General features: G+C 41.2%; 16 protein-coding genes. 6 read left to right on the forward strand and 10 right to left on the reverse strand.

The features are described from left to right. Positions 1-481: 481 nt before the first annotated feature. Positions 482-2,296, forward strand: coding sequence for an aminopeptidase P family protein (locus DC082_RS04400; RefSeq protein WP_109235912.1), 1,815 nt, complete (start codon positions 482-484; stop codon positions 2,294-2,296). 180 nt (positions 2,297-2,476) lie between these two features. On the opposite strand, the gene DC082_RS04405 is transcribed toward DC082_RS04400, so the two are convergent. Both DC082_RS04405 and kdsA read right to left on the reverse strand, forming a co-directional pair. Then, entirely contained in the window at positions 2,477-2,914 is a 438-nt protein-coding gene (locus DC082_RS04405) for a hypothetical protein (protein ID WP_109235913.1), read from the reverse strand. Positions 2,915-2,922: 8 nt separating this feature from the next. Then, on the reverse strand, positions 2,923-3,762 hold the full coding sequence (gene kdsA / locus DC082_RS04410) for a 3-deoxy-8-phosphooctulonate synthase (protein WP_275665734.1): 840 nt from the start codon (positions 3,760-3,762) through the stop codon (positions 2,923-2,925). Between the two features lie 224 nt (positions 3,763-3,986). Between kdsA and rarD the strand changes: the two genes are divergently transcribed. Then, entirely contained in the window at positions 3,987-4,949 is a 963-nt protein-coding gene (gene rarD, locus DC082_RS04415; RefSeq protein ID WP_109235915.1) for an EamA family transporter RarD, read from the forward strand. An 89-nt stretch (positions 4,950-5,038) separates the two neighbouring features. Here the strand turns inward: rarD and murJ are convergent, their stop codons facing one another. From murJ to thrS, 8 genes are all read right to left on the reverse strand, one after another. Next, a complete protein-coding gene (gene murJ / locus DC082_RS04420; protein WP_109235916.1) occupies positions 5,039-6,598 on the reverse strand; it encodes a murein biosynthesis integral membrane protein MurJ in 1,560 nt (519 codons plus the stop codon). A 523-nt stretch (positions 6,599-7,121) separates the two neighbouring features. Beyond that, on the reverse strand, positions 7,122-7,427 hold the full coding sequence (locus DC082_RS04425) for an integration host factor subunit alpha (protein WP_094566868.1): 306 nt from the start codon (positions 7,425-7,427) through the stop codon (positions 7,122-7,124). A 73-nt stretch (positions 7,428-7,500) separates the two neighbouring features. Beyond that, a complete protein-coding gene (pheT, locus tag DC082_RS04430; RefSeq protein ID WP_109235917.1) occupies positions 7,501-9,882 on the reverse strand; it encodes a phenylalanine--tRNA ligase subunit beta in 2,382 nt (793 codons plus the stop codon). A gap of 23 nt (positions 9,883-9,905) precedes the next feature. Beyond that, on the reverse strand, positions 9,906-10,919 hold the full coding sequence (gene pheS / locus DC082_RS04435; RefSeq protein ID WP_109235918.1) for a phenylalanine--tRNA ligase subunit alpha: 1,014 nt from the start codon (positions 10,917-10,919) through the stop codon (positions 9,906-9,908). A 102-nt stretch (positions 10,920-11,021) separates the two neighbouring features. Continuing rightward, positions 11,022-11,378, reverse strand: a complete 357-nt coding sequence (rplT, locus tag DC082_RS04440; protein WP_094566865.1) for a 50S ribosomal protein L20 — start codon at positions 11,376-11,378, stop codon at positions 11,022-11,024. A gap of 25 nt (positions 11,379-11,403) precedes the next feature. Next, positions 11,404-11,601 carry a 50S ribosomal protein L35 gene (gene rpmI / locus DC082_RS04445; RefSeq protein ID WP_094566864.1) on the reverse strand — a complete coding sequence of 66 codons (198 nt, stop codon included), beginning with the start codon at positions 11,599-11,601 and terminating at the stop codon, positions 11,404-11,406. 42 nt (positions 11,602-11,643) lie between these two features. After that, entirely contained in the window at positions 11,644-12,180 is a 537-nt protein-coding gene (infC, locus tag DC082_RS04450) for a translation initiation factor IF-3 (RefSeq protein ID WP_094566863.1), read from the reverse strand. A 752-nt stretch (positions 12,181-12,932) separates the two neighbouring features. Further along, the gene (gene thrS, locus DC082_RS04455; RefSeq protein WP_109235919.1) at positions 12,933-14,852 is read right to left on the reverse strand and encodes a threonine--tRNA ligase; all 1,920 of its coding nucleotides are present in this window, start codon (positions 14,850-14,852) and stop codon (positions 12,933-12,935) included. A 339-nt stretch (positions 14,853-15,191) separates the two neighbouring features. Between thrS and DC082_RS04460 the strand changes: the two genes are divergently transcribed. The 4 genes from DC082_RS04460 to DC082_RS04475 all read left to right on the forward strand — a co-directional run bounded on the left by DC082_RS04460 (position 15,192) and on the right by DC082_RS04475 (position 18,339). Next, complete coding sequence (locus DC082_RS04460; RefSeq protein WP_109235920.1) at positions 15,192-15,833, forward strand: c-type cytochrome; 642 nt, start codon at positions 15,192-15,194, stop codon at positions 15,831-15,833. 87 nt (positions 15,834-15,920) lie between these two features. Next, positions 15,921-16,634 carry a thiol:disulfide interchange protein DsbA/DsbL gene (locus DC082_RS04465; RefSeq protein WP_109235921.1) on the forward strand — a complete coding sequence of 238 codons (714 nt, stop codon included), beginning with the start codon at positions 15,921-15,923 and terminating at the stop codon, positions 16,632-16,634. A gap of 94 nt (positions 16,635-16,728) precedes the next feature. Then, a complete protein-coding gene (lgt, locus tag DC082_RS04470; protein ID WP_109235922.1) occupies positions 16,729-17,544 on the forward strand; it encodes a prolipoprotein diacylglyceryl transferase in 816 nt (271 codons plus the stop codon). Next, positions 17,545-18,339 (forward strand): thymidylate synthase, encoded by a 795-nt coding sequence (locus DC082_RS04475; protein ID WP_109235923.1) that lies wholly within the window; start codon positions 17,545-17,547, stop codon positions 18,337-18,339. It begins immediately after the preceding gene. The last annotated feature ends 122 nt before the right edge of the window (positions 18,340-18,461 follow it).

The following is an 18,461-nucleotide window of genomic DNA, read 5'->3' on the forward strand; positions in this document are numbered from 1 at the left end:
ATACTCTCTTAATAATACCCGATCCCCGAGCCTTTTTCTCTTAGAATCAGAACCACTTTCTAAAACTCCCCCATATAAGTCTCTGTATAAGTCTCTATAGGAGTCTCTATAGGAGTCTCTATATGTGTCTCAACAAGAACTCTAAAACTATAGAGATTTATAGAATAATATAGAAAATGATGACATTAGGAATAACATTAGGTAATTTCCCTTATTTTCGCTAATTTTTCCATCTTTTTCTCCACTGCTTTTCTCTACAGCTTTTTTCTATTGCCAATCGATATTAAACACTCTCATCAAAAATCAGATCTCTCCCCTTCGCTAAATCTCTCTTACTGATAGGTTTTAACTGCTAACTTTCCCATCAGAAGGTGTAGAATCTTTAGAGATTGCGATAAAAGAGGGGTAGAATGCTACAAGAGAAACAAAGATCAGATGAATGATCAACCTCCCAATATAGAACCATTCTGAAGGATAAAATATGAGTAAAAATAGCGAAATTAATGCACGTATTGCCGCTCTACAGAAGCAGATGATCAAAGATAAGATCGATGCTTGGATTATTTTAAGTGCTGACCCCCACCTTTCCGAATATCTTCCTGATCATTGGAAGTTGAGAGAGTGGTTCTCCGGCTTTACCGGCTCTGCCGGAACATTAGTCGTTCTTCAAAAGAGCGCCTACATCTGGGCCGATAGTCGATACTGGGTTCAGGCGGCGAAAGAGTTACAAGGAACGACTGTTGAACTGATGAAACTTGGCGCGCCAAATACCCCCTCTTATATTCAATATCTTCAATCTCAACTTAAGCCCGGCGCGGAAGTGGCAATACTCCCCGATACAATGTCAGTAGAGAATTTTGTTGAAAGCTATGAGGCACTTGATGATTTTGAGATCACACTCACCACACAACATGATCCTTTTGACCAATTAATAAAGAATCGCGCACCGCTTCCTGCGGAAAAACTCTATCTTCATGAAGCACAATTTCTCTCTGAATCATTGAGTGAAAAGGTACGCCGTATCCGTCAAGTAATGAAAGATGAAGCGGCTGATGTTCATATTATCTCCACGCTCGATGATATCGCTTGGCTCACTAATCTTCGTGGTCAAGATGTCACCTATAACCCGGTCTTTTTAGCATTTATAATGATCACTCCCTCATCAGTCACGCTCTTTATTGATGAAGAGAAACTGACGCCTGAAGTGAAAAAGTATCTCACAGAACATAAAGTGACAGTCTTCCCTTACGATGCTTTCTACGATGAGTTGGGAAATATTCCGGCAGATAAAATCGTCATGCTTGATGAGAAACGAACAACTTATGCCGCATTAGAGGCAATTGATGAAGAGTGTGAGATTCTCTATCTCCCCAATCCAAGCACTCTCTTTAAAGCGCAAAAGAGTGATAATGATCTTTCCCATATCCAAGAAGCTATGATTGAAGATGGTGTTGCGATGGCACACTTCTATACTCAATTTGAAGAAAAACTCGCCAAAGGTGAGAGATTAACCGAGCTTGATGTTGCCGATGGTCTAGCTGCAGAAAGAGCTAAACGCCCTCTCTTTATTGACCTCAGCTTCGATACAATTGCCGGGTTTAATCCTAACGGTGCTCTCCCCCACTATCGCGCAACTGAAGAAGATCATGCCGTCATTGAAGGCGATGGACTTCTACTTATCGATTCAGGCGCTCAATATAAAAATGGTACGACCGATATTACCCGTGTAATCCCTATTGGCAATCCTTCGATAGAGCAAAAAAGGGATTTCACCTTTGTCCTTAAGTCCCTGATCGCTATGAGCAGTACAATCTATCCTGAAAATATTGCGATGCCACTGCTTGATGCTATTGCACGAAAACCTCTCTGGCAACATCAACTCGACTATGGACATGGTACAGGTCATGGCGTTGGTTACTTCCTTAATGTCCATGAAGGCCCACAAGTGCTCTCATACCATGCAACCCCTAATCCGCAAATGCGCGTTAAAAAAGGGATGGTAACCTCTATTGAGCCAGGAATCTATCGAGAAGGTAAATGGGGTGTTCGTATCGAAAACTTAGTCACCTCTCAACCGGTCAAAAATCCTAAAGAGCGAGATTTTGGCAACTTTATGCTGTTTGAGACATTGACGCTATTTCCTATCGATACGCGCCTAATGGAGCCAACACTTCTCACTACTGAGGAGATTGAATGGGTGAATCAATATCATAAGACAGTCTATGAAAAACTCTCTCCTCGCATTGAAGATGCCGCTGTTTTAGAGTGGTTAAAAGCGCGCACCGCCGCGATTTAAGAGAAACGATCAGCAATAGTCAAATTGCCATCATAAAAAAGGTCTAAGTATAAACTTAGACCTTTTTCTCTTTTTTCCCTTTATCTTTCCTCTTTATCTTTTCTCTTCTCTAACCCAGCCTCTTTGATCTTAAGGGAGTAAGATTTAAGAAAAATAAAAAATAACCTTAAAAGAGCAAACTTAAGAGAGCAGTGCTGACTGCCGATTCTCAATCTCTTGATAGAGCCTCTCTATATCGGCTGAATCATAGAGACCATTGATCACCATTACAGGATCTCCTCCCGCAGGAGTATAGATCAAAGTATCAGCTGATGATTTCAAGGTCGATAACTTCGTCGCCCAACTCTCACTCTTTTTCAATGTGAAGATCCCTGTTTTAAGCGGAAAAGTTCGCACTCGACCTAAAATCGGCTTTACCGACAACTGATCATCCGTTAAGGTTGCCGTAGAGATGGACGTGAAGTAGAAGAAGAGACCAAAAAGAACAAAGAGCCCCAAAGGCGCTGTTTTTGTTAATAGAATCTCCAATGCACTCCCTAAAACGATAAGCGCAGAAAGAATAAGCCCTAACTTAGAGCGACTCTTTCCCGGGACAGTATAGGTCATCACTTCACTCATGATAACTCCTATTTAATCTCTAATGGTTCAAAAGATTTCACTAAATCATCCACTGCTTTAACACGCTCTAAGAAGGGCTTAAGTAGTGCTAATGGAAGTGCGCTTGGTCCATCACATTTTGCTTGATCGGGATCTTCATGCGATTCCAAAAAGAGTCCGGCAATACCCGTTGCCATACCCGCTAAAGCAAGCTCTAACACCTGCTCGCGACGTCCTCCGGAAGCTTTTTCCAATGGATTTCTCTGCTGTAAAGAGTGGGTAACATCAAAGATGATAGGCGCATCATCACATACCTTCTTCATCACTCCAAATCCTAATAGATCCACCACAAGATTGTCATACCCGAAACAGCTACCACGCTCACAAAGCATAACCTGATCATTACCTGCTTCTCGGAACTTTTCCACAATATTGAGCATCTGTGAAGGGCTTAAAAATTGCGGTTTTTTCACATTGATGGGGCGACCTGTCTTTGCCATCGCGACTACGAGATCTGTCTGTCTTGCTAAAAAGGCCGGCAACTGTAAAACATCCACTACTTCCGCAACCGGTTCTGCTTGAAAAGGCTCATGGATATCAGTAATTACCGGCACATTAAACTCTTTTTTCACTGCAGAGAAGATCTTTAACCCCTCCTCTAGCCCCACACCTCGATAGGAGTGAATTGAGGATCGATTGGCCTTATCAAATGAGCCTTTGAAGACCAGTGGAATATCTAAAAGATCTGTCGCCTTCACATAAGCTTCACACGCTCTCAATGTAGAGTCTAGGGACTCTAAAACATTGATTCCTCCAAAAAGGACAAAAGGTTTTCGATTCGCTACTTCAATATCTTGAATCTTAATCACAATACACTACCTCATCTAATCTATTTTGTTCGATTTTCTCTACCCATTTTACCTGAATCGCACCACTTTGTATCGAACTCTTTCCCTGCCCATTCCGAACAGAGAATAAAGGAATAAGCTCCCAACAAAATACTGCTACACTATCCTTCTAGAAAAAGAAATTATGAAGAACTGTGAATAAAACACTCTTACCAATTGATAACTGACCACTTGAGATAGCATATATGGAACAATCTTACGCTAACAACTATAAAAAAGGCGTGCTTCTTACTCTCTCCTGCTACATTATCTGGGGATTTTTTCCGATCTACTGGTTTCCCTTATCAGGCGTAGATCCCTTGCAACTAATGGCGCAACGCATCGGCTGGTCGCTCGCTTTCATTATGATTCTGCTCTGCTTCCGAAAAGAGGATCGATTGCTTCTTAAAGATGCCTTCTTCAATCGGCGCATTATTGTCACCTTTATGGCATCCTCCTTCTTCCTCTTTATGAATTGGTCGATCTATCTCTATGCAATCTCTTCTCATCAGGTACTCGAAGCGAGTCTCGGCTACTATATCAATCCATTAGTGTCGATTTTTTTAGGGCGCGTCTTCTTTAAGGAAGCTTTAACAAAAGTACAATATCTTGCGATTTCTCTCGCGGCAATAGGTGTTTTATGGCTTGCACTATTAGCAGGTACCATCCCCTACATCGCCCTTCTTCTCGCCTTCTCTTTTAGCTTTTATAGTGCAATGAAAAAAATCGTGGCGCTTCCACCACTACCCGGGCTCTTTCTCGAAACCCTCTTCATGATGCCCTTTACCATTATCTACCTAGTTGCAGTTTATAAAAATGGGGATCTGATCTTCTTAGAATTAGAAAATTTACCGCTGACGCTTCTTATTCTCTCGGGAGCAGCAACAACGATTCCTCTACTTCTCTTCGCCAAAGGGGCTAAATATATCCCCCTCTCTCTAGTCGGAATATTGCAATATGTCTCCCCCACATTGCAACTTTTAACCGGGCTCTTTCTCTTCAATGAAACACTCCCACCACTTCGCCTCATCGGCTTTACTATTGTCTGGATCTCTGTCATTACCTATATTAGCAGTGAGGTTCATCGCGCTAAAAATGGACAAAAACGTCGTGAAGAAGCAGAAGAGAGACGATTAAAACAATTAAGTAGAGAGATCGCAGGAGAGTAAGTGGAGAAACAGCCTATCAATCGAAAGAGTAAGCACGATCAATCTCCCTTCCAGTCGTATACCACCACCAGTCGATCATAGAGCTATACTCATTCTCCACGATTTTCCATCGCCACTAATGGGCCTTTCATTCTTCGAAGTGAAAAGCCGGATAGATGAAGCGTTATAAAATAGAGAATCACCACTCCTATAATCGCAGCTAATATTGCCGGGAACTTGAAGATAAAAGCCCCTTCAAACCAGAATAGCGAAAAACCCTGAAGCCAATAGAGGATGACAACTAAGAGTAAATTGGCCGGCACAAGCGCCAAGATCCGCCGAGTAAAGAGGTTATTAAAGTGATGAATATCAAAAAAGATGAGCCCAAAAGCTAAAAGTAACGCATTGACCCAAGCAGCAAGTGATGAGGAGAGTGCAAGTCCGGCATGTTGATAATATTTGACTAAAATAAACTGCAAGACAATATTAACGCCAATTGCGATCAGACTAAAATACATCGGTGTTTTGGTATTCTGCCGAGCAAAGTAGACCGGTGCCAAAATACGTATCATAAAAAAGGCTGGAATGGAGAGCGCATAAGTCATCAAACTCTTTGCCGCCATAATGACATCCGACTCATAGAATTCACCACGCATAAAGAGAATCGCTAATAGAGGTTCAGCCAAAAAGATCAATCCTAACATCGAAGGGATACCAATAATAAGCGCTAATTCAATTCCCCAATCGATCGTCTTACCCAAATTGACCTGATCTCCTTTCGTATTAAGCTCTGATAATTTCGGTAATATGACCGTTCCCAATGCGACAGCAAATGTCCCAATCGCAAACTCAACCAAACGATCTGAATAGTAGAGCCAGGTAATACTCCCGGTCTCCAGTCGTGATGCCAATTGTGTATTAATTAAGATATTGATCTGACTACTTGATGAGCCGATCAATGCCGGCACCATTAAAAACATCACCCGCTTAACTTCAGGAGAGCGAAATTGCACCGTTGGACTCGCGATTAATCCCTCCCGCTTTACTGCCCAAAATAGGATCATCATTTGACAAATTCCAGCAAAGAAGACCGCATAGCCCAACGCTTTAATTGGCTCTTCAAGATAGACACTGACAACTGCGCCGGCAATCAGAAAGAGATTGAGTAGAATCGGCACGGCAGCAGGAATCGCAAACTTATTGAGTGCATTCATCACACTGCTATACATCGCTGTCATACAGATAAAAAAGAGGTAAGGCAACATCAGTTGTAGCAACTCTTCTGTTAAAAGAAACTTGCCGGTATCATCTACAAACCCAGCGGCAAAGAGTAAGACCATCTCTGATGAAAAAGTGACCCCCACAACGGTAATTAAGAGCAGAACAAGACCTAATGTGCCACTAATTTCTGCTAAAAATCGCTTTAACTCATCGCGACTACGCTCTAAACGAATCTCACTAAAGACAGGAACAAATGCTTGGTTAAAAGCCCCTTCCCCAAAAAAACGACGGAATAGATTAGGGATTCTAAAAGCGACACTAAATGCATCCATCGCTGCGCCGGCACCGAAGTAACTTGCAAAGACGATGTCTCGCAACAGCCCCATAATTCTTGAGAGTAAGGTAAATCCACTTACTGTAAAGAGTGAACGGAAAAGCGATGATTTCATAATATCCTAAGATCGATTAATAATTGATGGTTAATGGTTGATTAATGGTTGGTAGTAATTGATTAATAATGAGTAATAAAAATAGGAAACAGAGTAGAGAATCAAAATAACCGATACGACAAATATCGGCATATAGCATTCAACAACTACACCTTCTATTGTTAAGGAATAGATATTAAGGAATAGATGCTAAAGAATAGATAATTATACTGAAATCTCTTCACTCAGGGGAAATATCATCTTTTCAGCATCTAAAATCGACCCAATAATAGATAAATAGATAAAACAAAACCCCATACAACCATCAAGTTATATGGGGTTTATTTTCTAATTCGAGTCAAAGTTCTCGATTATAGATTTCAATTATAGATTTTGACTGTAGCTCTCGAGTAAAGCGTCTATTAAACATGTTTATGAAACGCGTTTATTAAAACGTTTAACTAAAACGTTTAATTAAGACACTTTAAGTATCAACGCTAAGTATCACAGCAAGATTTAATCTTGACCCTACTTAACCCTCTACTTATCCTTCTGCTTTCTCACTGAGCTCATTCATACTTAAGCGTAAATTTTGACCAATACGGAAGGTAACGACACGGCGAGCACTAATCGGAATCTCTTCCCCTGTTTTAGGGTTTCTTCCGGGTCGCTCTGCTTTATCACGCAATTCAAAACTGCCAAAACCTGAAAGCTTGACCGCGCGACCTGTAGCTAACGCATCACTAATCTCTGTAAAAAAGTCTTCTACAAATTGTTTTGTATCCTCACGTGAGATATTTGTACTGTGATACAGATTCTCCGTAATCGCTGCTTTAGTTAAAGTAGACATCTATAACTCCTTTCCCTAGTATTGTCTCAATTTAAACTATTATTATTGCAAAGTTAGATCTACAAAGTTTTAACTATTGACGCAATGATACATCAATGGCAGCTAAATCCTGTAAGATCTCTTCTACAATGGCCTCAACTTCCACATCCTTTAGACTCTCTTCTGGATTTTGGAAAGTTAGACTAAATGCCATATTCTTTGTAGCCGTTTCACTCTGCTCTCTTTCTGGAACATAGATATCAAAGAGGTTCACTTTCGTTAAATAACGACGTTTACCCGAAGCTTTCATCACATCCAATAACTGCTGAGTAGTCACCTCAACAGGAACTACTAGCGCTAAGTCTCGTTTTGATGAAGGGAATCTAGATAACTCCTTAAATTTCGGTGTCATCGATCCCGCTAAAAGATCATAATTGAGTTCAAAAACAAAGACATCACGGTTGAGATCTAATGCTTTCGATACCGTTGGATGCAACTTACCTAAGTAACCGATAACGTCTCCACTTAAGAGTTTGATATCAGCACTTTGACCTGGATGAAGGATCTCTCTCTCTGTCGGAACAAAGCGGAAATCATCACGGCCCGTTCTCTTTAGTAAGGCTTCAACATCACCTTTGAGATCGTAAAAATCGACATTACGTGCTTTAACACCCCATTGAAGAGGCTCTGCAGTCCCACAGATAGCACCTGCAATATGAAGAACTTGTGCCACATTCTCTAAAGTACCATTGTAGGTTCGACCTGACTCAAAGAATCGTAAACGACTCTGCTGACGCTTAAGGTTGTGCTCCATCGCCCCTAAAACACCCGGCAATAATGTCGTACGCATTACTGAAAGATCGCTTGATAACGGATTCTTCAACTTAATAGCAACATTAGTGGGATCTAAAATCTCCTGCCATTTGGGGCTAACAAAGCTCATCTCAATCACTTCATGATAGCCTCGACCTACTAGGAGAGATTTAAAATCATTGAGTGAAACATAAGACTCTGCCACTATCGGCATAGAGACTTTTGAAAGCATTTCAAAGGAGACAGGCACTTGGTCATAACCATTTAATCTGACAACTTCCTCAATAAAGTCTTCTTCAATCTGTAGATCAAAACGGTATGAAGGCGGAATCACAACTAGATAATCGTCATTCACCTCTTGAATATCACCGATACGGCCTATGAGCTCTTTTATAGCACAACTTGTAAATTCTTGTCCAATTATTTGATTTATTTTACAAAATCTGACTTTTACAGCATTTCTTTCAGGTAATTTTTCTGGCACAACCTTTGTTGTAATCGCACCCGCTTCTCCGCCGGCATATTGTAAAATGAGACGCGTTGCATACTCTAGCGCTCTCTCTGCCAACTCAAAATCAACACCACGTTCATAGCGATGTGAAGAATCGGTATGTAGACCATAGTTCCGCGCTTTTCCTGCAATGGTAATAGGATTGAACCAAGCAGATTCTAAGAAGATATCTGTTGTATCATCCCCACAAGCACTCTCTTCTCCTCCCATAATACCAGCCATTGCCAAGACCTTCTCTTGATCTGCAATCACTAAGGTATCAGGCTTTAAAGTCACCGTATCACCATTAATAAGGGCGAACTTCTCTCCCTCTTTTGCTCTACGGACTAAAATATCTCCTGCCACTTTTGCATAATCAAAAGCGTGGAGTGGTTGCCCAACCTCTAAAAGGATATAGTTTGTAATATCCACTAAAATTCCATGAGGACGAATACCGCTTCGACGAAGACGCTCCTCCATCCAAAGTGGCGTTGATGCTTTCGGATTAACACCAGAGATAACGCGACCGAGATATTTCGGGCAATCTGCGCTCTCTTCAATCTCAACACCTTTCACCATACTGCTCTGAACAGGAACCGACTCTGCAGTAAAGCTCTTCGCATCGATACCGGTAATAGCAGCAAGATCACGCGCAACGCCTAAAATACTTAAACAATCACCACGATTAGGCGTAAGATCGATCTCAACAATCTCATCATCGAGATCAAAGAGCGTTCTAAAATCAGTACCAACTTCTGTTTGAGGATCAAGAATCATCAAACCTGATGCATCTTCATTCACGCCCAACTCTTTTGCAGAACAGAGCATACCCGAAGAAGCAACACCTCGTAATTTCGCATCTTTAATCTTAAAATTACCCGGCAATGTCGCACCCACTAATGCCGTAGGAACTTTGATACCCACCGCAACATTCGGCGCACCACAAACTATCTGTAATAATTTTTCATCACCAACATTAACCTGTGCAACACGAAGACGGTCAGCATCAGGATGGGGAGTCAGCTCTACAACTTCCCCTACCACAACATTGGTAAAGTGAGGAGCCGCAAGCTCAACCCCTTCCACTTCAAGACCTGCCATCGTTAATCGATTTGCTAAATCGCTTGGGATCTTCTCAATCCACTCTTTTAACCAAGAAACTGAAATTTTCATAATAACTTTTACCCAGTATTTGTTTATCTAAATTGCGTTAAGAAATTCATATCATTTTCATAGAATAAGCGGAGATCGTTGACGCTGTAACGTAACATCGCTAAACGCTCTACTCCCATTCCAAACGCATATCCTTGAAACTTCTCTGGATCAATATTGACAGCTTTTAATACATTTGGATGAACCATTCCACAGCCTAAAACCTCTAACCAACCAGTGTTCTTACAAACACGGCAACCATCACCTTCACAGATCACACACTCAATATCAACCTCTGCGGAAGGCTCTGTAAATGGGAAGAATGAGGGGCGGAAACGAAGCTTGAGATCTTTTTCAAAGAATTTTTGCATAAACTCTGTAAGGATTCCCTTCAGATCTGCAAAAGTCACACTCTCATTGACTACTAAACCTTCCACTTGATGGAACATAGGACTATGCGTCACATCAGAGTCACTTCGATAAACACGCCCATAACCGATCATCTGAATCGGCGGCTTCTCCTGCTGCATCACATGGATCTGTGTATTAGAGGTATGGGTACGCAATAACATATGATCATCAAAATAGAAGGTATCAAACATGGCTCTAGCAGGATGATGTTCTGGAATATTGAGCGCCTCAAAGTTATAAAAGTCACTCTCAATCTCAGGACCTTCAACAATATCAAAACCTAAAGATGCAAAGAGTTGATGAATACGCATCATTGTTCTCGTAATCGGATGAAGTGTCCCTATATCGCTGTTACGTCCTGGTTGCGTTACATCAACGGTTTCAGTCATCAATTGGCGATGAAGTTCTGCTGTCTCTAGCGCCTCTTTCTTTGCTTCAAGCGCCTTCATCACCTCACTACGAACCTGATTAATTTCCGCGCCTCGCGCTTTACGCTCTTCAGGATCTAACTTTCCAAGCGATGCCATTAGGCCACTAATTTGACCTTTCTTACCAAAATAGGCAACTCGTACATCATCGATAGCCTGTAAATTATCAGCCTTAGAAATAGCTTCTAAAGCGGTTTGAAGAATTGTCTCTAGACTCATTAGTTCATCTACCTACATATCTTTTGATTATCAAATAAAAAAAGGAAAAGAGCATCGATAGCTGCTTTTCCTTTTGTGTAAACTCTTTTATTTAAGAGATATTTATGCTAATGCTGATTTAGCACGATCTGCTAATGCGCCAAACGCACTAATATCATGAACTGCCATATCTGCTAGCACTTTACGGTCAATTTGGATCTCAGCTTTTTTCAATCCGTTGATAAAACGGCTATAAGAAAGACCAAACTCACGTGCAGCTGCGTTGATACGAACGATCCAAAGAGAGCGGAAATCTCTCTTACGTTGACGGCGGTCACGATAAGCGTATTGACCCGCTTTATAAACTGCTTGGGTTGCTGTACGGATTGAGCGTGAACGCGCACCGTAGTAACCTTTTGCTTTTTTTAAGATTTTTTTGTGACGCGCTTTTGTAATCGTCCCACGTTTAACTCTTGCCATTTCTAAATTCTCCTAATCTATATACTTATGCGTAAGGTAACAATTGAGCTACTTGCTTATGATCTGCTTTCGAGATCACAGCCTCACCACGTAAGTGTCTTTTACGCTTAGTAGATTTCTTAGTAAGAATATGACTACGGAATGCACATTGGCGCTTGAAGCTACCACTTGCACTTTTGCGGAAACGCTTTTTAGCGCCGCTATGGGTTTTCATTTTTGGCATTTTAATCCACTCGCATTTCTAAATGATTTATTAATAAATAATCTACTCTTTAGTTGCAGTTTTAAGTGGCGCTACGACCATCGTCATTTGACGGCCTTCCATCTTTGGACGCTGTTCGACAACACCATACTCTTTTAAATCCTGCTCTACACGAAGAAGTAGATCCATACCGAGATCTTGATGGGCCATTTCACGACCTCTAAAACGAAGTGTGACTTTGCCCTTATCTCCATCTTTAAGGAAACGTATCAGGTTGCGTAGTTTTACCTGATAATCCCCCTCATCCGTTGCCGGACGAAATTTGATCTCTTTTACTTGAACCTGTTTCTGTCTCTTTTTCGCTTCATCCGCTTTTTTACGCAATTCATAACGGTATTTACCGTAATTCATGATACGACATACTGGCGGTTTAGCTGTTGGCGAGACTTCTACTAAGTCAAGCGAGTCATTGTATGCTAATTCTAACGCTTCATCAAGAGGGACAACACCTTTTTGCTCCCCATCCGCTAAAATTAATCGCACTTCTTTCGCCGAGATCTTCTCATTTATTCGGTGCTCATATTGATTACTAATAGTTATATCTCCTACTGTTAATTAGTCAAATAGTATTGAAAGGTGACTATTGCTTTATTGCCTATTACCTATAGCCATATTGATTTATCACAATATCTCGCAAAAATACTTCGCAAAAAATAATTTAGCAAAAATATAAATGATTTCCAAAATAGCATCTCTTTAAACTCACTATTTAAATTTTGCCATTAAAGTTCATCATTTAAGCTCGCTATTCTATATTCACTATTTTTACTGCCACCTATTCAATCTTCTTATGGGTTGTTTTACTGAATAATCGTTATTCATCTAAATCACACCATCAATAATGTTTTAATTGTTTTAATAATTAATAACATTGACGAATAAACGAATAACATTGATGATCGTTTAATGATGATCGTTTAATGATGATCGTTTAATGATGATTTGTTTAATGATGATTTAATTACTCTTTATATAAATCTTCTATCCAAAATGCAACCGCTAATCACCACTTAATTCAACTCTTAAAAGAGTTGACTCATAAGTGCTGAGTCACAATTTCACTTTAATTCCTCTTTAATTTCTCTTTATTTTCCCTTAAAGATCAGATTTAAAAACAGATTTAAAATCAAATTTAAGTTGCGCTATCTCTCTTATTATACAGATCGCGCAACAGATATTCATCCAATTTTAGTGCTGTTACTCATCTGAGCTTAAATAGCTTCTTATTCATTTAACGAAAAATAATTAAAAGCTGAAAAACTTCAAAACTTAAACTGCAACTGCACCAGCAATTAGAGCTCTTTCTTTAAAAGCTCAACAAAATCTTCAAGCGTCATTGCACTCATATCAACACCCTCTCGAGTTCGGACTGCAACTAGCCCCATCTCCATCTCTCGTTTTCCTAAAACAAGAATATAGGGAATACGGGAAATGGTCGCTTCACGGATCTTATAACCGATCTTCTCATTACGTTGATCTACCGTTGTACGAATACCATGAGCTCTCAATGTTTGCGCAACTTTCTCTGCATACTCACTCTGCTGATCAGTGATCGTTAATACCGCAACCTGCTCTGGCGCCAACCAGAGTGGGAATGAACCAGCATGATGCTCTATCAAGATCCCAATAAAACGCTCAAAAGAACCTAAAATGGCACGATGCAACATCACAGGTGTCTTACGCGTATTATCTTCATCAACATACTCAGCTCCAAGACGTTCAGGAAGAACGAAGTCTAACTGAATTGTTCCAACCTGCCATGATCTACCGATAGCATCTTTAATGTGATATTCCACCTTAGGGCCATAGAATGCCCCCTCGCCGGGGAGCTCTTCCCAAACAATACCTGCAGCATTAAGCGCAGTACGAAGACCTGACTCAGCCATATCCCAAACATGATCATCACCCGCACGTTGATCAGGACGTAAAGAGAGTTTTACACTGACATCGTTAAAGCCAAAATGATCATAAACGCTCATTGCAAATTTATGGAATCGCTCTACCTCTGAGATCACTTGATCAGGACGACAGAAGATATGCGCATCATCTTGAACAAATCCACGAACGCGCATAATACCGTGCAGTGCACCCGATGGCTCATTACGATGACAAGAGCCAAATTCAGCAAGACGCATCGGCAGATCACGATAGGAGTGTAAGCCATGATTAAAGACTTCAATATGGCAAGGACAGTTCATCGGCTTGACCGCATAATCACGGTTTTCAGAAGCAGTTGTGAACATATTCTCTTTGTAGTTCTCCCAATGTCCTGAACGCTCCCAAAGAGAACGATCAACCACCATTGGAGTACGAATCTCTTGGTATCCCTCTTCCTGCTGACGCTTTCTCATATATTGCTCAACAGCTTGCCAGATAGTCCAACCTTTAGGATGCCAGAAGACCATTCCCGGCGCTTCCTCTTGAAGGTGAAAGAGATTTTGCGCCCGCCCAATACGGCGATGATCGCGCTTTTCAGCCTCTTTCACACGCTCAAGATGAGCCTGCAACTCCTTCTCTGTTGGGAAAGCAACAGCATAGATACGAGTTAACATCTTATTGTTGGAGTCACCACGCCAATAAGCGCCGGCAATATTCGTTAATGCAAATGCTAACTTGCCACGATTAGTCGTTGGCGTGTGAGGACCGCGACAGAGGTCCATAAAGATATCTTCCCCATTATTACCCTGGCGATAGAGAGAGATCTCCTGCTGATCTTCCGGCGCACGATTAATAATATCCGCCTTATAGATCTCCCCTTTATCTAAGAAATATTGGATCGCTCTATCACGAGGCCACATCTCACGCGTCACATCGAGATTCTCTTTCAAAATCTCCCGCATTCTAGCATCAATAGCCGGTAATGCTTCAGGGTCGATAGGCGTTTTAAAATCAACATCATAGTAGAAACCATTTTGAATAGTCGGACCAATGGCTAATAGCGCATCAGGATAGAGATCTTTAACTGCTCGAGCTAAAACCTGCGCAGCAAGAGTGTGACGCGCAATATCAAGCCCAGCTTCATCCTTTATCGTTAGTACCTTAAAGTCGACATCTCCGGTAATGGTATAGCTAAGGTCTCGCTCTTCTCCATCTACTACAATTCCGACTGCTGCCTTAGCAAGTCCTGGTCCAATATCATTAACAATATCAAATCCAGTAACAGCGCCTTGGTACTCTCTTTTACTGCCATCAGGCAAAGTGATCACGGGCATTGACTTTTACACTCCTTCAAAAAACAACATATAATCGATCTAAATGAGCTATTATAGACTAACTTTTCCCCCTATATCATAAATTATTGCAGGATAAGTCCCCTTCATTCTGTTCAATTAATGGGTGGTTGTTTGACTTAGGCAAACTTCTTTCACTCTTCTACTACATATTTTTTTCAAAATAGAATAGAATAAGGCAATATTTACATAAGGATTTTAAAAGAGTTAGTCGATAGCACTATCAAAATTGGCAGAAACTGAGATAAATCGGTAGCGCTTATTGACCTTGAGCATATCAACTAATAATAGAACAACCCAGATTTAGGAGAGTAAACTGCTGTGCGTTTTAATTACAAAGCCCTAATTGGAATTGGTGTTTCATTGATGTTAACAAACATTAATGCTGCAGAAATCACACCAAATTATGAAGCAGGTAAAGCGATCGCTGAAACCTGTGTATCTTGTCATGGTAAGGATGGTATCAGTACAAATGATCTCTATCCAAAACTCGCAGGACAGCATCAGAAATATATCCGCACTCAGCTCTATGAAATGAAACGTTCATATAGTGATCCAGATAATGGTTTGCGTTTTGACTCGGAGATGAGTGTTGAAGCAGATAAACTGAGTGATCAAGATATCGCAGATGTAGCTCTTTACCTCTCAAAGCAGAAGACTAGCTATGCGGTTGCTGATGAAAAATTAGCAATCCGTGGTGAGCAGATCTATCGTGGTGGTGATATCGCACGCGGTATTCCTGCATGTGCTGCATGCCATAGCCCAACAGGTCAAGGTAATGCTGCTGCAAATTATCCGGCATTAGCAGGTCAACATGCTTACTATACTGAAAAGCAATTGAACCGCTTTAAGACTGAAGAGCGTAAAAATGACCCAGCTCGAATCATGCGAGATATTGCACAACGCATGACTGAAGCAGAGATCAAAGAGGTCTCCTCTTATATTCAAGGTCTTCAACCTTAATAAGTTTAAGATTTTCGATAAAAGTGAGCTTCATGCTCACTTTTTTCATTTCAAGGCAATCTATTCCGCACAAGGAGAATTTATCCTATGTTAAATAAAATTATTGCAACAAGTACACTTCTACTCGCAACAACTTTTGGCTTTGCCCTAGCTGAAAATTACTATTCTGAGATCACTCCAGCTGTTCCGGCAATCTACAATCCAGAGGAGATCGAGGTTGTAGAGATCTTCTCTTACGCCTGCCCGGCTTGTAGTACATTTGAGCCCTACTTCTCCAAGTGGGCAAAAGAGCAAGAAGGCGTTGAAGATGTTGCCGTTATCCCTCTTGCGGCACCGGGACAAGGCGTTTGGACTCTTTACGCTCATGCTTTTTACACCTTAGACTCAATGAATGCTCTCGATAAAGGACATCAAGCATTTTTTAATGCGATTCATAAAGAGAGAAAACGCTTCATCAATAAAGAGCAGATCGCAGACTTTATGGCGACACAAGGTATCGATAAGGATCAATTTCTCAAAACATGGGATAGCTTTTCAACTGTGAGTGCACTCAATAGAGGCGCAAACTTAATCAATGAGCAATATAAGATCCCCTTCACTCCTGCGGTTGTGATCGATGGTCGTTATCTCTTAAGCGCTAATGAAGCAGCTAATCGCCCGGGCAATCAAAATCCTTACGAAAAATTAATTATCACAATTGATGAGGTTGTACAGAAAGTAAGAGATGAGAGAGATGCCAAGAAAGCATCAGAAACGCCAAGCACCGAGAATGATCTTGAACGTGAGCCAGAAGAACAGTAGAATTGTTTCTCTCCTTTAATTACTAAAAAGGGCACACTTGTTGTAGCCCTTTTTTCTATCCTCTTACAGCGAGCGCTTATTGGGAGCTTTATAAATGTCACTCTACTTTTCACCGCAGATCGATCCTATCATCTTCTCAGTCGGTCCTGTCGCCTTAAGATGGTATGCATTGATGTATATTATCGCTTTAGGGTTAGCCGTTCTCCTCGGTAGCTATCGCGCCAAAAAACCGAGCTCAGGATGGACGCCAGCCCAAGTGAGCGACATGGCTTTCTACCTCTTTATTGGTGCGATTTTAGGGGGAAGAATTGGTTACACACTCTTTTATGATTTTGGGAATTTTATACAAAATCCCGCCTCAATTATCGGCTGGACAGGTTCAAGCATAGAATGGGCTGGTATGAGCTTCCATGGCGGACTTATAGGTGTCTTAATTGCAAGCTACTTTGTCGCAAAACGTTATAAGAAGAGCTTTTGGGAGTTTACCGACTTTATCGCCCCACTAATTCCCCTTGGACTCTTTTTTGGTCGTATAGGAAACTTTATTAATGGTGAACTCTGGGGCAGATATACCGATCAGACATGGGGATTTCTCTTTCAACATGCCCCCTCTTCAATCGACTATATCTACCGCCATCCATCACAACTCTATGAGGCGTTCACCGAGGGATTACTACTCTTTATCATCCTTTGGGTCTACACCGCCAAGCCACGCCCTAGAGCTGCCGCCTCGGGACTCTTTCTCCTAGGTTATGGCGCTTTCCGTTTCTTTGTGGAATTCTTTAGAGAGCCTGATGCCCATCTTGGCTATATCGCCGGAGGATGGCTAACACAAGGCATGCTTCTTTGCATCCCGATGATTATCATTGGCGTTATTATTCTTATCTCAGCTTACCGTAGGAGCAAATAGATGCAGCAATACCTCAATCTTATGAAAATGATTCGCACTGAAGGTCATTTTAAGGAAGATCGTACCGGCACTGGAACCTACTCTATCTTTGGTCACCAGATGCGTTTCAACCTTCAAGATGGATTTCCGCTTGTCACCACCAAAAAACTTCATCTGCGTTCCATCATCTATGAGTTGCTCTGGTTCCTAAAAGGGGATACCAATATTGCCTATCTTCAGGAAAATGGCGTTCGCATCTGGAATGAGTGGGCGGATGAAAATGGCAATTTGGGGCCTGTTTATGGTGCGCAATGGCGAAGCTGGCCTAAAGAGGATGGCACAACGGTTGATCAGATCTCCCAACTTATTAACGATATCAAAGAGAATCCCGATTCACGCCGTCTGATTGTTAGCGCCTGGAATGTAGGAGAACTCGATAAGATGGCACTTCCCCCCTGCCATCTTCTCTTCCAATTTTATGTCTGCGACGGAAAACTCTCTTGCCAACTCTATCAAAGGTCAGCAGATATCTTTTTAGGTGTTCCCTTCAATATTGCCAGTTATGCACTCTTAACCCATATGATCGCTCATGTTTGCCAATTAGAAGTGGGGGACTTTATCTGGACAGGGGGAGATTGTCATCTCTATGCCAATCATCTTGAACAGACCGATCTACAACTGAGTCGCGATCCATTACCATTGCCACAGCTCAAGATTCGTCATCAACGTGAAAGTATCTTTGATTTTGACTTTGATGACTTTGAGATTATCGATTATCAATCGCATCCGACGATTCGAGCAGTGGTCGCAGTATAAACCGCATAAACCGTATAAGCTGTATCAAGCCAAGCACAATAAAATTGATCGCGAATGAATTGAAGACCGACGTTAAAAATATTGGCAAAAGTCTCATCTAAAAAACTTTATTTAAAAGCCTT

This window comes from Ignatzschineria indica, from assembly GCF_003121925.1.
In the GTDB taxonomy this organism is placed as follows: domain Bacteria; phylum Pseudomonadota; class Gammaproteobacteria; order Cardiobacteriales; family Wohlfahrtiimonadaceae; genus Ignatzschineria; species Ignatzschineria indica.

Excerpts from the sequence above, each read along its gene's own strand:
- DC082_RS04400 (WP_109235912.1), top strand. The coding sequence starts at position 482 with ATGAGTAAAAATAGCGAAATTAATGCACGTATTGCCGCTCTACAGAAG.
- DC082_RS04405 (WP_109235913.1), bottom strand. The coding sequence starts at position 2,914 with ATGAGTGAAGTGATGACCTATACTGTCCCGGGAAAGAGTCGCTCTAAG.
- rarD (WP_109235915.1), top strand. The coding sequence starts at position 3,987 with ATGGAACAATCTTACGCTAACAACTATAAAAAAGGCGTGCTTCTTACT.
- murJ (WP_109235916.1), bottom strand. The coding sequence starts at position 6,598 with ATGAAATCATCGCTTTTCCGTTCACTCTTTACAGTAAGTGGATTTACC.
- DC082_RS04425 (WP_094566868.1), bottom strand. The coding sequence starts at position 7,427 with ATGTCTACTTTAACTAAAGCAGCGATTACGGAGAATCTGTATCACAGT.
- pheT (WP_109235917.1), bottom strand. The coding sequence starts at position 9,882 with ATGAAAATTTCAGTTTCTTGGTTAAAAGAGTGGATTGAGAAGATCCCA.
- pheS (WP_109235918.1), bottom strand. The coding sequence starts at position 10,919 with ATGAGTCTAGAGACAATTCTTCAAACCGCTTTAGAAGCTATTTCTAAG.
- rplT (WP_094566865.1), bottom strand. The coding sequence starts at position 11,378 with ATGGCAAGAGTTAAACGTGGGACGATTACAAAAGCGCGTCACAAAAAA.
- rpmI (WP_094566864.1), bottom strand. The coding sequence starts at position 11,601 with ATGCCAAAAATGAAAACCCATAGCGGCGCTAAAAAGCGTTTCCGCAAA.
- thrS (WP_109235919.1), bottom strand. The coding sequence starts at position 14,852 with ATGCCCGTGATCACTTTGCCTGATGGCAGTAAAAGAGAGTACCAAGGC.
- DC082_RS04465 (WP_109235921.1), top strand. The coding sequence starts at position 15,921 with ATGTTAAATAAAATTATTGCAACAAGTACACTTCTACTCGCAACAACT.
- lgt (WP_109235922.1), top strand. The coding sequence starts at position 16,729 with ATGTCACTCTACTTTTCACCGCAGATCGATCCTATCATCTTCTCAGTC.
- DC082_RS04475 (WP_109235923.1), top strand. The coding sequence starts at position 17,545 with ATGCAGCAATACCTCAATCTTATGAAAATGATTCGCACTGAAGGTCAT.